This window comes from Paraburkholderia kirstenboschensis (assembly GCF_032806925.1).
GTDB lineage: Bacteria > Pseudomonadota > Gammaproteobacteria > Burkholderiales > Burkholderiaceae > Paraburkholderia > Paraburkholderia kirstenboschensis.
The window spans coordinates 3,176,003-3,189,239 of record NZ_CP136513.1 but is presented as its reverse complement, the minus strand read 5'-3'; the positions used below and the strand labels follow the sequence as shown (position 1 = coordinate 3,189,239).

The 13,237-nt window shown below is 62.5% G+C and carries 14 protein-coding genes; 10 read left to right on the top strand and 4 right to left on the bottom strand.

Features of this window, described 5'->3' with window-relative positions:
* Window positions 1-41: 41 nt before the first annotated feature.
* From RW095_RS36985 to RW095_RS36970, 4 genes are all read right to left on the bottom strand, one after another.
* Window positions 42-893, bottom strand: coding sequence for an NUDIX hydrolase (locus tag RW095_RS36985; protein ID WP_317020650.1), 852 nt, complete (start codon window positions 891-893; stop codon window positions 42-44).
* Window positions 894-946: 53 nt separating this feature from the next.
* Complete coding sequence (locus RW095_RS36980; protein ID WP_317020649.1) at window positions 947-1,561, bottom strand: LysE family translocator; 615 nt, start codon at window positions 1,559-1,561, stop codon at window positions 947-949.
* A 58-nt stretch (window positions 1,562-1,619) separates the two neighbouring features.
* Entirely contained in the window at window positions 1,620-2,186 is a 567-nt protein-coding gene (locus RW095_RS36975; RefSeq protein ID WP_317020648.1) for an adenine phosphoribosyltransferase, read from the bottom strand.
* Window positions 2,187-2,261: 75 nt separating this feature from the next.
* Window positions 2,262-4,265, bottom strand: a complete 2,004-nt coding sequence (locus tag RW095_RS36970; protein WP_317022797.1) for a cation:proton antiporter domain-containing protein — start codon at window positions 4,263-4,265, stop codon at window positions 2,262-2,264.
* A 173-nt stretch (window positions 4,266-4,438) separates the two neighbouring features.
* Here RW095_RS36970 and kdsD point away from each other — a divergent pair, with 173 nt between their 5' ends.
* From kdsD to rapZ, 10 genes are all read left to right on the top strand, one after another.
* Window positions 4,439-5,422, top strand: a complete 984-nt coding sequence (kdsD, locus tag RW095_RS36965; protein ID WP_317020647.1) for an arabinose 5-phosphate isomerase KdsD — start codon at window positions 4,439-4,441, stop codon at window positions 5,420-5,422.
* Window positions 5,422-5,982, top strand: coding sequence for a KdsC family phosphatase (locus tag RW095_RS36960; protein WP_317020646.1), 561 nt, complete (start codon window positions 5,422-5,424; stop codon window positions 5,980-5,982). The genes kdsD and RW095_RS36960 overlap by 1 nt, the downstream gene beginning before the upstream one ends.
* Window positions 5,979-6,587 carry an LPS export ABC transporter periplasmic protein LptC gene (gene lptC / locus RW095_RS36955; protein ID WP_317020645.1) on the top strand — a complete coding sequence of 203 codons (609 nt, stop codon included), beginning with the start codon at window positions 5,979-5,981 and terminating at the stop codon, window positions 6,585-6,587. The genes RW095_RS36960 and lptC overlap by 4 nt, the downstream gene beginning before the upstream one ends.
* Before the next feature lie 21 nt (window positions 6,588-6,608).
* A complete protein-coding gene (gene lptA / locus RW095_RS36950) occupies window positions 6,609-7,280 on the top strand; it encodes a lipopolysaccharide transport periplasmic protein LptA (RefSeq protein WP_128592271.1) in 672 nt (223 codons plus the stop codon).
* Window positions 7,277-8,062, top strand: coding sequence for an LPS export ABC transporter ATP-binding protein (lptB, locus tag RW095_RS36945; protein WP_020066965.1), 786 nt, complete (start codon window positions 7,277-7,279; stop codon window positions 8,060-8,062). Before lptA ends, lptB begins: the two co-directional genes overlap by 4 nt.
* A 179-nt stretch (window positions 8,063-8,241) precedes the next feature.
* Window positions 8,242-9,756: an RNA polymerase factor sigma-54 gene (locus tag RW095_RS36940; RefSeq protein ID WP_317020644.1), complete on the top strand. Its 1,515-nt coding sequence runs from the start codon at window positions 8,242-8,244 to the stop codon at window positions 9,754-9,756.
* 171 nt (window positions 9,757-9,927) lie between these two features.
* Window positions 9,928-10,284, top strand: a complete 357-nt coding sequence (hpf, locus tag RW095_RS36935; RefSeq protein WP_020066967.1) for a ribosome hibernation-promoting factor, HPF/YfiA family — start codon at window positions 9,928-9,930, stop codon at window positions 10,282-10,284.
* Window positions 10,285-10,598: 314 nt separating this feature from the next.
* Window positions 10,599-11,114 carry a PTS sugar transporter subunit IIA gene (locus tag RW095_RS36930; protein ID WP_027804462.1) on the top strand — a complete coding sequence of 172 codons (516 nt, stop codon included), beginning with the start codon at window positions 10,599-10,601 and terminating at the stop codon, window positions 11,112-11,114.
* A gap of 139 nt (window positions 11,115-11,253) precedes the next feature.
* A complete protein-coding gene (hprK, locus tag RW095_RS36925) occupies window positions 11,254-12,222 on the top strand; it encodes an HPr(Ser) kinase/phosphatase (RefSeq protein WP_007179412.1) in 969 nt (322 codons plus the stop codon).
* Window positions 12,223-12,325: 103 nt separating this feature from the next.
* On the top strand, window positions 12,326-13,219 hold the full coding sequence (gene rapZ, locus RW095_RS36920; protein WP_128592435.1) for an RNase adapter RapZ: 894 nt from the start codon (window positions 12,326-12,328) through the stop codon (window positions 13,217-13,219).
* Window positions 13,220-13,237 lie beyond the last annotated feature (18 nt).

Genomic DNA, 13,237 nt, shown 5'->3' with positions numbered 1-13,237 from the left:
GTGCGGCGCAAGGCGCTTTGGCAAGGTCCGCGGTGACGTGCTTACGCGCGCACGGGCGGTGCGAACAACGCTTCGAATCCCGCGCACGCCTCTTCGTCGATCCAGCGGCGGCGCAGCAGGCAATCCAGCGTAGCAAGACTCGCGTCGACCGTCATTGCGCCTTCCTCGATCCAGCGCGCCACTTCGTCGATGCGCGCAAGCCGGTGTTCGCCGACTTCGCCGTCCTGATTGCGCGGCGCGAAGTCCGCGGGCAGCGCGAGGTCGTAGATAAAGATCTGTTCGGCCTGGGTGCCTTCGGGCAGCGATTGCAGCACATACGCGGTGCGGCCCGCGACCGCGCACACGGCAATCTCTTCCGGAATGCCGGCTTCTTCCCAGCACTCCTTGACGATGGTCGCCTCGACGCCGAAGCCCCAACCGATTCCGCCCGCCACCACATTGTCCAGCATGCCGGGATCGGTCGCCTTCGTGTCGCTGCGGCGCGCGATCCACAATCTGGGCGCGCCGCCGTCCGCGTATTCTACGACGCCGTTCAGATGCACCGCGTAGGTCAGCGTGCCGAAAAAGCGCGACGCCGCGCGCTCGATGTAAGCGAGCGGCGGCGCGTCGAACGCATTGCGGATCGCATAGGTCTCGTTGCGCCAGCCGGGAATGCGGCCTTCGGCGGCGAGCGCGCCGATCACGGAGCCCAGCGCCGCGCTCCGCAAGTCAACGGTGTTGAACGACGGCGCGAGGCTGACGCGCGCATCGTCGATATCGAACACGTCGGGCCAACGCGCGAGCAAATGCACATCGCCCGAACGAATCCAGCCGACCTGGTCGGCGTCGATGCAGAACGGCAGATGCGCAGCAACGTCAAAACGGCGCGCGGCGATAAGGCAAGGCAAACTCATTCAAAACTCCAAACTGTCGGCGGCGAGTGGCGATGAGCCAGATCAATCGCAAATCAATCGCGCAACGCGACTCGAATTCCGATCGCAATGAACGTGGCGCCGGCAAGACGGTCGAGCCACACGCCCACACGCGGCCGGCGCTTCAACCACCCGCCGATGATCCCGGCACACACGCCGAACAGCGAAAACACCGCTACGGTCTGCAACATGAAGAGCACGCCGAGTTCGAGCATTTGCACGGTGACGCTTTGCGCGCCATGCGGCTGCACGAACTGCGGCAGAAACACGATAAAGAACAGCGTCACTTTCGGGTTGAGAAGATTGCCGAGCACGCTTTGGCGGAACACGGTCATCAACGGCTGCGGCGCGCGTTCGTGCGCGGTCGCGAGCCCTTGGCTGCGCAGCGCCTTGACGCCGATCCAGACGAGATACGCCGCGCCGGCCAGCTTGATCGCCTGGAAAGCGAACGGCGACGAGCGCAGCAACGCTGCCACGCCGAGCGCGGCGAGCGTCGTATGAAAAGTGATGCCCGCCGCAAAACCGAGCGCGGCCACGAGACCAGCAGCACGGCCCTGCGAGATGCCGCGCGCGAGCACTTGCAGATTGTCCGGACCGGGCGCCATCGTGATCGCAATCGACGTGGCAAGGAATAACATGAAGTTGGGCATCGTTCTTACCTTCTTTATTGCACAAGGTGAAGCGCCTAGCGGCGAGTTTGCGCCGCGGTCAATGACCGTCGAAACTCGTCACCGTATAAAGCGACAGCCCGCCGCCCGCGAGCAGTTTCGAGCCGCCGAGTTCCGGTAAATCGATAATCGCCGCACCTTCCACGACGACCGCGCCGAGCCGCTCGAGCAGAATCTTGCCGGCCATCATCGTGCCGCCGGTTGCGATCAGATCGTCGATGATCACCACGCGGTCGCCAGGCTTGCACGCGTCTTCGTGGATCTCGACGGTGGCCGTGCCGTATTCCAGTTCATAAGATTGCGACGCGCGCTTGTAGGGCAGTTTGCCCTCCTTACGAATCGGAATGAAGCCCAGATTCAACTCATACGCGAGAATGGGCCCGATGATGAAACCACGCGCATCGAGCCCTGCAATGTAGTCGAGCTTCGCATCGATATAACGCTGCACGAACAGGTCGATCAGCACCCGCAGCGACTTCGGCTCCTGAAGCAGCGGCGTGATGTCGCGGAACTGCACGCCAACCTGGGGCCAGTCGGGCACGGTGCGAATATGACTCTTGATGTAGTCGGCCGCATCGAGCGGCGCGCTCGCGAGCGCGTTTGACATGATGTCTCCGGATGGACCTCGACAGGTCCAATGAAAATCTGAATTGGTGCAGCCGCACGAACCGTGCAGCAATTGCTACGCCGCGGCAGCGCCCGCGCGGCGGTGTTTCGAGAGTCGCTCCTCGGCCTGCGCCAACTGCTCGGGCAAGCCGCGCAACACGACAATGTCGCTCGCGCGCAGCTTGGTGGACGGGTCCGGTTCGACGCCGCGAATGCCGTGACGCCGAATCGCCGTCACTTCGACACCCAGTTCGTACAGGCCCAGGTCCGCCAGCGTGCGACCAACCGCGTCGGCGTTCTGGTCGACCGGGACCGATTGTAGCCGCACCTGTTCGTGGCCGTCGTCGTCGTCCATGTCGTCGGCGCCGTGGAAATAGCCGCGCAGCAGCGCATAACGTTCGTCGCGCATTTCCTCCACGCGGCGCACCACGCGGCGCATCGGTATGCCCATCACGACGAGCGTGTGCGAAGCGAGCATCAGGCTGCCCTCCACGATCTCGGGAATCACCTCCGTCGCGCCGGCGGCCAGCAGCTTTTCCAGATCGGCGTCGTCGACGGTACGAACGATCACCGGCAGCGTCGGTTCGAGTTCGTGGATGTTGTGCAGCACGCGCAATGCCGACGGCGTGTTCGCATACGTAATCGCGATCGCCGCGGCGCGATGAATGCCGGCCGCGAGCAGCGATTCGCGCCGACCCGCATCGCCGAAAACCACCGACTCGCCCGCGGCGGCGGCCGCCTGCACGCGGTCCGGGTCGAGGTCCAGCGCGACATACGACAAACCTTCGTGTTCGAGCATGCGCGCAAGGTTCTGTCCGGAGCGCCCGTAGCCGCAGATGATCACGTGGCCGCTTTGCTTCAGGCTCTGCGTAGCGATGCGCGTCATTTGCAATGACTGCATCATCCATTCAGTCGAAGAAAGCCGCAGCACGATACGGTCCGCGTTCTGGATCAGGAACGGCGCGGCGAGCATCGACAGCAGCATCGCCGCGAGAATTGCCTGCAGCATCGTGGCGTCGACGAGATGTTTGTCGAGAATCAGATTCAGCAGCACGAAACCGAACTCGCCCGCTTGAGCGAGGCCGATGCCAGTGCGCATCGCGACGCCCGGCGACGCGCCGAACAGACGCGAAAGCCCCGTGATCATGACCGCCTTCAGCAGGATCGGGCCTATCAGGAAGCCGAGAACGATCAGCGGATGTTCCCAGATCACGCGCGGATTCAGCAGCATGCCGGTCGTGACGAAGAAGAGCCCGAGCAGCACGTCGCGAAACGGCTTGATGTCTTCTTCAACCTGATGGCGGTACGGCGTTTCCGCGATCAACATGCCTGCGATGAATGCGCCCAGCGCGAGCGAGAGCCCGAACTTGTCCGTGATGAACGCCGAGCCGAGCGTGACGAGCAGCAGATTGAGAATGAACAGTTCCTGCGAGCGGCGCCGCGCGACCACGTTGAACCAGCGCGTCATGAAGCGCTGTCCGACGATCAGCAGCAGCGACAATGCGACGACGATCTTGATGGCCGCGACGCCGAGCGAGTTGACGAGGTCTTTCGGATCGCCGCCCAGCGCCGAGATGATGATCAGGAGCGGCACCACCGCGAGATCCTGGAACAGCAGCACACCGAAGATATTGCGGCCATGCTCGGTTTCTATTTCGAGCCGCTCCGCGAGCATCTTGCTGACGATCGCCGTCGACGACATCGCCAGCGCGCCGCCGAGCGCAACACTCGCCTGCCATTTGATATGCACCCAACGCTCGAATACGAAACCGAGCGTGACTGCGATCGCGATCGTGCCGAGCACTTGCAACAGACCAAGACCGAATACGAGGCGGCGCATGGAGCGCAGTTTCGCGAGCGAAAACTCGAGGCCGATCGAAAACATCAGGAACACGACGCCGAACTCCGCGAGGTTCTGCGCGCCCACCGAATCGGGAACGAGGCCCAACGCATTCGGCCCGACGACGATGCCGACGCTCAGATAGCCGAGCATCGGCGGAAGATTCAGAAAGCGAAAGATCACCACGCCCGCGACCGAGGCCAGCAGCAGGAAAAGCGTCATTTCGAGCGGGGAAATCATCGGCAAAAACGCATGGGTGAAGCGTCCTCGTTCGTCAGCGGAACCGCGCACGCAACATGCCGTGCGACAAGGTTGAGGGGCCGTTATAGGGTGCGATAAAGGGGGCGATGAAGGCAGCGGCTTTGCACAGCAGGCCCGGCGCGGCGAACAAGCGCCTTTGCTATACTTCGCGAATGATAGCGAAAATCAATGGCGACCGGGCGCTCGCGCTCGCTCGTGACGTGCTCGACATCGAAGCGGACGCCGTGCGCGCGCTTCGCGATCAACTCGACGGCGCCTTCGTCGGTGCGGTCGAGCTCATCATGGGTTGCCGCGGGCGCGTGGTCGTCTCCGGCATCGGCAAATCAGGGCATGTGGCCCGCAAGCTCGCGGCCACGTTAGCCAGCACGGGCACACCGGCGTTCTTCGTGCATCCCGCAGAAGCGAGCCATGGCGATCTCGGCATGGTCACCGCCGACGACGTATTCCTCGCGCTGTCCAATTCCGGCGAAACCGAAGAACTCGTGGCCATCCTGCCGCTCATCAAACGCATCGGCGCAAAGCTGATCGCAATGACCGGACGCCCGTCGTCTAGTCTCGCGAAACTGGCCGACGTCCATCTGAATTCTGCCGTCGCCAAAGAAGCCTGTCCGATGAATCTTGCGCCCACGGCGAGCACCACCGCGGCGCTCGCGCTCGGCGACGCGCTCGCGGTCGCCGTGCTCGACGCGCGTGGCTTCGGTCGCGACGACTTCGCGCGCTCGCATCCGGGCGGCGCGCTCGGCCGGCGCCTGCTCACCTACGTGAGCGACGTCATGCGCACGGGCGAGCAAGTGCCGAAGGTCACGCCCGAAGCGACCGTACGCGACGCGTTGTTCCAGTTGACGGCCAAGCGCATGGGCATGACGGCGATTGTCGATGGCGAAGACCGCGTGAAGGGCATTTTCACAGACGGCGACTTGCGCCGCGTACTGGAGCGTGACGGCGATTTTCGCGCGCTGTCGATCGCTTCGGTGATGACCGCCGACCCGCGCACCATCGGTCCCGATCATCTCGCAGTGGAAGCCGTGGAACTGATGGAGCGCCATCGCATCAATCAGATGCTGGTCGTCGACGAAGCGGGCAAGCTCATCGGCGCACTCAACATGCACGACCTGTTCTCGAAAAAGGTGATCTGATGGCCGTCGCGCCCCCTACCGCTACCGAACGCGCAAGCCGCGTGAAGCTGATGATTTTCGACGTCGACGGCGTACTCACCGACGGCGGCCTGCTCTTCACGGCGGAAGGCGACACGATGAAGGGTTTCAATTCCATGGACGGCCACGGCATGAAGCTGTTGCGCCAGGCCGGCATTGAAACGGCGATCATCACCGGGCGCAAGTCGGGCATCGTCGCCGCGCGCGCGAAAGAAATGCATATCACGCACGTGTATCAGGGCATCGAGAACAAGCCGCAGGCGTTCGCGGACTTGCTCCAAGCGACCGGCATGAGCGCCGAACAATGCGGCTACATGGGCGACGACTGGGTCGATCTCGGCGTGATGCTGAAGGTCGGCTTCGCGGCGGCGCCGGCTAATTCGCATCCTGAAGTGATCGCGCGAGCCCATTGGGTGAGCGAGGCACGCGGCGGCCACGGCGCGGCGCGCGAAGTCTGCGACACGCTGCTGCGCGCGCAGCACAAGTATGAGGCGCTGCTCGCAGCCGCCTGTAGCGGCGAACAGCGGGGCCTCGTCGGATGAATCAGTTTCGCCTGACTTCGCTGATCCCGCTCGTCGCGATGGCCGCTCTCGCGGGCATCACGTGGTGGCTTCTGCAAGCCACGTTGCCGCGGCAAAACGAAGGCGCGGTGCGTCCCAAGGAGCACACGCCCGACTACTTCGCCGACAACTTCTCGGTATCCGAACTCGATCAGTCGGGCTCGACACAATATCGCCTGACCGCGCAGTCGCTGGTTCACTACGAAGACGACGAACTGAGCGATCTGGTCAAGCCCGCGATGCGCGCGTTCCAGCCGGGCAAGCCGATCGTCACTGCAACCGGCGACACCGGCAAGGTCAACGGCGACGCGTCCATCGTCGACCTGTATGGCAACGCACGCATATTGCGCGCGCCAGGCTATGGCGATCCGCAGATGCAAGCCGATTCCGAGCATTTCCGCGTGCTGGTCAACGACGATGTGATCGAGACGGAAAAGCCGGTTAAACTTCAGCGCGGCGTGTCCGTGATGACTGCCAGCGGCATGAACTACAACAACGTCACCCGGGTGATGCAGCTCTTCGGCAATGTGAAAGGCGCGATCGCCGCGTCCGACGCCGGCGGCAGCTCGCCCAAGCAACCCGGGTAAATCCATTCCAGGCGTGACTGCATGAACGAATCGTTCCCCCGTTTTGATACCGGCCGCTCGCGCACCCTGTCCGCGTGCCGCGCCGGACTCGCTGCGCTGATGGTCGCGTTGCCGCTCGCCGGCTTCGCGCCGCTCGCGCACGCGGACCGCGCCGACAAGGACAAGCCGCTCAATATCGAAGCGGACAACATGACTTACGACGACCTCAAGCAGGTCAACATCTTCACCGGCCATGTGGTCGCGACCAAAGGCACGATCGTGATCAAGGCCGACCGTGTGGACGTGACGCAAGACCCGCAGGGCTATCAGTACGCAACCGGCACGTCGAGCGGCGGCAACCTGTCGTATTTCCGCCAGAAGCGGGAAGGTCTCGATGAATACATCGAAGGCACGGCCGTTCGTATCGACTACGACGGCAAGCAGGACCTGACCACCCTCACCACGAATGCGACCGTCAAGCGTCTGCAAGGCCTTTCCACAGTGATGGATCAGGTGCACGGCAGCGTCATCACATATGACGGGCAAAAGGACTTCTATACCGCGAAGGCAGGCAAGGACGTCGCGGGACCGGGCAACCCGAGCGGCCGTGTGCGCGCGATGCTTTCGCCGCGCAACGGCGGCGCGGCGCCGCTGAACGGTGCGTCGGCCACGCTCGCGCCGTCCACCACGATTCAGGGAGCGCCGAATCAGTGAGCACCTCCGCGTCCCTCCCCAATCGCAAGCCGGCCGGCACCAGTAGTTCGCTGGTCGTACGCAATCTGAAGAAGCGTTACGGTTCGCGCACGGTCGTCAAAGACGTCTCGCTCGACGTGAAAAGCGGCGAAGTGGTCGGGCTGCTCGGGCCGAACGGCGCGGGCAAGACCACGTCGTTTTATATGATCGTCGGCCTCGTGCCACTCGACGCAGGCGAAATCGATCTTGACGGCAAGTCCATCAGCCTGTTGCCGATCCACAAGCGCGCTTCGCTCGGGCTCTCGTATCTGCCGCAGGAAGCTTCGGTGTTCCGCAAGCTTTCCGTCGAGCAGAATATTCGCGCGGTGCTGGAATTGCAGCACGAAGACAACGGCAAGCGCCTCACCAAAGACGCAATCACAAGCCGCGTGGAAGCCTTGCTGGACGAGCTGCAAATTTCGCATTTGCGCGACAATCCAGCGTTGTCGCTGTCGGGCGGCGAACGCCGCCGGGTGGAAATCGCGCGGGCGCTCGCCACCAATCCGAGCTTCATTCTGCTGGACGAGCCGTTCGCGGGCGTCGATCCGATTGCGGTGCTCGAAATCCAGAAGATCGTCAAATTTCTGAAGCAGCGCAATATTGGTGTGCTAATCACCGACCACAACGTGCGTGAAACGCTCGGTATCTGCGATCACGCCTACATCATCAGCGACGGCAGCGTGCTGGCCGCCGGCGCGCCGAGCGAAATCATCGAAAACGAAAGCGTGCGGCGCGTCTATCTGGGCGAGCATTTCCGCATGTAAGTGCACGCGGGAATCGGCGGCGCCGCGCGCGTCCGCCGGTTCTTTCGCGGCAAGCGCCCGGGCCCGTTCCCGTCGCGGGCGGCCCGCGCCCGGCGTCGCCGACACCGGCGCAGGCGTAATTGCGAATTCGCAAGGTATCGCGGTCGTGGCAAACTCTCTACAATGAATCTGAACTTGCCATGAAAGCCAGCCTCCAACTCCGCCTATCGCAGCATCTTGCGTTGACCCCGCAACTGCAGCAGTCCATCCGGCTGCTTCAGCTGTCCACGCTCGAACTGCAGCAGGAAGTGGCAACCGCGATCTCGCAGAATCCGCTCCTCGAGAACGAGGACGACTGGATCGCGAGCCCGCTTCGCGTGGCGGCCGACGGTTCGCTGATTACGCAGGCGCCCAGTTCGTCAGCGCCGCCCGATCAGATGGGCGGCAACGGCTCGTCATCGTCCAGCAGCAGTGAGCGCGCGGAGAACGGCGAGCCGCAAGGCGTGGACGAGTACAACGGCCTCTCGGGCGACAGCAATGGCGACGCGTCGCAATGGAATCTCGACGACTACGGCCGCTCCGGCAACGCCTCCGACGACGACGACCTACCCCCGCTGCAAATTCACGAATCGAGTACTTCGCTGCGCGATCACCTGATGGCGCAACTGTGCGTTACGCAGGCTGGTCAGCGTGACCGGGCGCTGATTACCTTCCTGATCGAGTCGCTAGACGACGACGGCTACCTTGCCGCCACGCTCGACGAAGTGCTCGCGGATCTGCCCGACGAACTCGAAGTCGACCTCGACGAACTGAATGCCGCGCTCGCGCTGCTGCATAGCTTCGACCCGGCCGGCGTAGGCGCACGCTCCGCCTCTGAGTGTCTCAAGCTGCAACTGTTGCGGCTGCCGCCCTCGCCCACGCGAACGCTCGCGCTGGAGATCGTTGCCCATTATCTGGAACTGCTGGCCGCACGCGATTTCACGCGTCTGCGCAAGCATCTGAAAGCAAACGACGACGACCTGCGCGACGCGCACATGCTGATCCGCTCACTCGAACCGTTCCCTGGCGCAGCGTACGGCAAGGCCGAAGCGGACTACGTGGTGCCGGACATCATGGTGCGTAAAACCGCCCAGGGCTGGCAGGCCGAGCTCAATCCCGAAGTGGTGCCGAAGCTGCGCATCAATCACCTCTACGCCAACATTCTGCGCAACAACCGGGGCGATCCGGGCAGCGGTTCGTTGCGCCAGCAACTGCAGGAAGCGCGCTGGCTGATCAAGAATATTCAGCAACGTTTCGAAACAATCCTGCGTGTCGCGCAAGCAATTGTGGAGCGCCAGAAGAGCTTTTTTGTGCACGGCGAAATTGCTATGCGCCCCTTGGTTTTGCGAGAAATTGCTGATACGCTGGGCCTACACGAGTCGACTGTCTCGCGTGTGACAACCGGTAAGTACATGCTCACCCCGTTCGGGACGCTGGAGTTCAAGTACTTCTTCGGATCGCATGTTTCGACAGACACGGGCGGCGCGGCCTCTTCCACGGCCATTCGCGCGCTCATCAAGCAACTGATAGGAGCGGAAAACGCAAAAACGCCTCTTTCAGACAGCCGCATAGCCGAACTGCTGGCGGAACAGGGCTTCGTGGTCGCACGGCGCACCGTGGCGAAGTATCGCGAAGCACTCAGGATTCCGGCAGTCAACCTGCGCAAGTCTCTGTAGCCCGTCGCCTTCCGTGGCGGGCATTTACCGGCCGCTCCGCAAGTTGGCGGACAGGCCGGCCGATGCGACCTGCCAGAAGTCAGTCACCGGGGGGCGACTTTGGCAAGCCGACAGATCGACCGGACCTTCGTCATCGTGCGGACCAAGCGGCCATTAGCTTGGAGAAGCACTATGAATCTGCAGATCAGTGGACACCACCTCGAAGTAACGCCTGCGTTGCGCGAATACGTGATCACCAAACTGGATAGGGTGCTAAGACATTTCGATCAGGTCATCGACGGCAGTGTGGTCCTCTCGGTCGACAACCACAAGGAAAAGGATAAGCGGCAAAAGGTTGAAATCAACCTGCATCTGAAGGGCAAGGACATTTTTGTCGAGAGCTGCGACAGCGACCTCTACGCTGCGATCGATCTCATGATCGACAAGCTCGACCGGCAAGTGATACGTCACAAGGATCGCCTGCAAGGCCATCAGCATGAAGCGATCAAGTATCAACCGGCGCCGCAACTAGACGTGCCGCCGCAGTAAGCGAAATTAGAAGAGTTACTTCATTTCGGTTCACGTGAACCGCCCGCATTCGGGCGGTTTTTCATTGGGGTTGCGGGTTGCTTGCGGGTTGCTTGCCGGTCGCTTGCCAGTTTTCACAGGCCGATTCGCAAGGCTGGCGCGGCGCGAATCGTCCCGAAAAAGAACCTATTGAGCATTGATGGCGCGCCGCACCATACGCCGCCGCCCTGTTCTATAATGTTCCGGTTACCATCGGGGTCTAGATCGCATGCAGGCAGTCTGCCGGAGTCCTGTGCTTTCGGACTCCAATGCACGTCGCGGTGAGCATCAAACGAATGGAACGCCAATCAATTGCCCCAGCGAGGAGAACCCAGGCCACGTTTTCGCCTGTCAACATGAATCGTTTAGCCAAATTTCTTCCCCTCGAGAACGTCGTCGTCGGACTATCGGTCACCAGCAAAAAGCGCGTGTTCGAGCAAGCGGGCCTCATCTTCGAGAACCAGAACGGCATCGCCCGTAGCACGGTCACAGACAATCTGTTTGCGCGAGAGCGCCTCGGATCGACGGGGCTTGGCGAAGGCGTCGCGATTCCGCACGGCCGCATCAAAGGACTCAAGCAGCCGCTCGCCGCGTTTGTCCGCCTGGCCGAACCTATTCCCTTCGAATCGCCAGACGGTCAGCCGGTCTCGCTGCTGATCTTTCTGCTCGTGCCTGAACAGGCCACGCAGCAGCACCTCGAAATCCTTTCGGAAATCGCGCAACTGTTGTCCGATCGCGAGGCACGCGAGCGTCTGCATACGGAAGAAGACCGCGAATCATTGCATCGCCTGCTCACTCAGTGGCAACCTTGATGCAGCGGCGCTCATCCGCACGCCGCCTATCCGCACGTCCCACCGCCCGCGTGCGGATACAGTCAGGCTCGGCGCACGGCCCGCGTTAGCGCGGCCAGCGGTTTGCCCGGCCAGCGGCCAACACTGGAGTCACTGACTCATGGATACGTCCAGCATCAACGCCCAGAGCATTTTCGACGATAACGCCGCCACGCTGAAGCTAAGCTGGCTGACAGGGCATGAAGGCTGGGAACGCGGCTTTTCTTCGGAATCGGTCGCCAATGCCACGTCGAGCGCCGACCTCGTCGGCCACTTGAACCTGATCCACCCGAACCGGATCCAGGTGCTCGGCGACGCCGAAATCGACTACTACAAACGCCAGACCGACGAAGACCGCTCGCGCCACATGGCCGAGCTGATCGCGCTGGAACCGCCGTTCCTCGTGGTGGCGGGCGGCGTCGCCGCGCCGCCGGAACTGGTGCTTCGCTGCACGCGCTCGTCCACACCGCTTTTTACGACGCCGATGTCGGCGGCTGCGGTGATCGACAGCCTGCGCCTCTATATGTCGCGCATTCTCGCGCCGCGCGCCACGTTGCATGGCGTGTTTCTCGACATTCTCGGCATGGGCGTGCTGCTCACCGGCGATTCGGGTCTCGGAAAAAGCGAGCTCGGTCTCGAACTCATTAGCCGCGGCCACGGCCTCGTCGCTGACGACGCCGTCGACTTCGTGCGACTAGGCCCGGACTTCGTCGAAGGACGGTGCCCGCCGCTGCTGCAAAATCTGCTGGAAGTGCGCGGCCTGGGCCTGCTCGACATCAAGACGATTTTCGGCGAAACCGCAGTGCGCCGGAAAATGAAGCTCAAGCTGATCGTGCAACTGGTACGCCGTCCTGACGGTGAATTCCAGCGGCTGCCGCTGGAGAGCCAAACCGTCGACGTGCTCGGCCTGCCCATCAGCAAGGTCACGATTCAGGTGGCCGCAGGCCGCAACCTCGCGGTGCTGGTCGAGGCTGCGGTGCGCAATACCATCCTGCAATTGCGCGGCATCGATACGCTGCGTGACTTCATGGACCGGCAGCGCCTCGCCATGCAGGACCCGGATAGTCAGTTTCCCGGCAAACTGATCTGAGCCGGTCGTACATCGAGCACTCGCAGCCCCCGCCAGTGGCCGGCTGCGAGTACGCGCGAGAGCACTCAGATGCTATGATGAAACGGATCGATTTCACGACTTCATGCGCATAATCCTCATCACCGGCATATCCGGCTCCGGCAAATCCGTCGCGCTCAACGCGCTTGAGGACGCGGGCTATTACTGCGTCGACAATTTGCCGCCGCGCTTTTTGCCCGAACTCGCCTCCTATCTCGCCGAAGACGGAAATGAACGCCTCGCGGTCGCGATCGACGCCCGCTCGAGTGCGTCACTCGACGACATGCCTGCGATGATCCGTGACCTGTCGCGCGCTCACGACGTGCGGGTGCTGTTCCTCAACGCGAGCACGCAGTCGCTGATTCAGCGCTTCTCGGAGACGCGTCGCCGCCATCCGTTGTCGGGCTCTACCGCGCATGACGCCGACGTCGGCTTGCTCACGTCGCTTGCGGAAGCAATCGAACGCGAGCGTGAGCTCGTCGCGGGACTTGCCGAATTCGGCCATCAGATCGACACGAGCAATCTGCGCGCGAACGTGCTGCGCCAGTGGGTGAAGCGCTTTATTGAGCAGGAGCATGCAGGGCTCGTGCTGATGTTCGAGTCGTTCGGCTTCAAACGCGGCGTGCCGCTCGACGCCGATTTCGTGTTCGATGTACGCACGCTGCCCAACCCGTACTACGATCATGAATTGCGTCCGCTCACGGGGCTCGACAAACCGGTGATCGATTTTCTGGACGCGCTGCCAGTCGTCCATGAAATGATCGACGATATAGAGAAGTTTCTCGCCAAATGGCTGCCGCATTTCCGCGACGACAATCGTAGTTATCTGACAGTCGCAATTGGTTGTACGGGTGGCCAGCATCGCTCTGTGTTTATTGCGGAGACGCTCGCCGCGCGTCTCGCCAATGCAGCGAATGTAATCGTGCGGCACCGCGACGCACCGGTCGACGCCGGCGCGTCATCGAAGTTAGTGGCTTAACCGGCCGCATCGCGCGGC

Bases quoted from the DNA above. Each gene is read 5' to 3' on its own strand.
- RW095_RS36985 (WP_317020650.1), bottom strand. From the start codon at position 893: ATGAGTTTGCCTTGCCTTATCGCCGCGCGCCGTTTTGACGTTGCTGCG.
- RW095_RS36980 (WP_317020649.1), bottom strand. From the start codon at position 1,561: ATGCCCAACTTCATGTTATTCCTTGCCACGTCGATTGCGATCACGATG.
- RW095_RS36975 (WP_317020648.1), bottom strand. From the start codon at position 2,186: ATGTCAAACGCGCTCGCGAGCGCGCCGCTCGATGCGGCCGACTACATC.
- RW095_RS36970 (WP_317022797.1), bottom strand. From the start codon at position 4,265: ATGATTTCCCCGCTCGAAATGACGCTTTTCCTGCTGCTGGCCTCGGTC.
- kdsD (WP_317020647.1), top strand. From the start codon at position 4,439: ATGATAGCGAAAATCAATGGCGACCGGGCGCTCGCGCTCGCTCGTGAC.
- RW095_RS36960 (WP_317020646.1), top strand. From the start codon at position 5,422: ATGGCCGTCGCGCCCCCTACCGCTACCGAACGCGCAAGCCGCGTGAAG.
- lptC (WP_317020645.1), top strand. From the start codon at position 5,979: ATGAATCAGTTTCGCCTGACTTCGCTGATCCCGCTCGTCGCGATGGCC.
- lptA (WP_128592271.1), top strand. From the start codon at position 6,609: ATGAACGAATCGTTCCCCCGTTTTGATACCGGCCGCTCGCGCACCCTG.
- RW095_RS36940 (WP_317020644.1), top strand. From the start codon at position 8,242: ATGAAAGCCAGCCTCCAACTCCGCCTATCGCAGCATCTTGCGTTGACC.
- hpf (WP_020066967.1), top strand. From the start codon at position 9,928: ATGAATCTGCAGATCAGTGGACACCACCTCGAAGTAACGCCTGCGTTG.
- RW095_RS36930 (WP_027804462.1), top strand. From the start codon at position 10,599: ATGGAACGCCAATCAATTGCCCCAGCGAGGAGAACCCAGGCCACGTTT.
- hprK (WP_007179412.1), top strand. From the start codon at position 11,254: ATGGATACGTCCAGCATCAACGCCCAGAGCATTTTCGACGATAACGCC.
- rapZ (WP_128592435.1), top strand. From the start codon at position 12,326: ATGCGCATAATCCTCATCACCGGCATATCCGGCTCCGGCAAATCCGTC.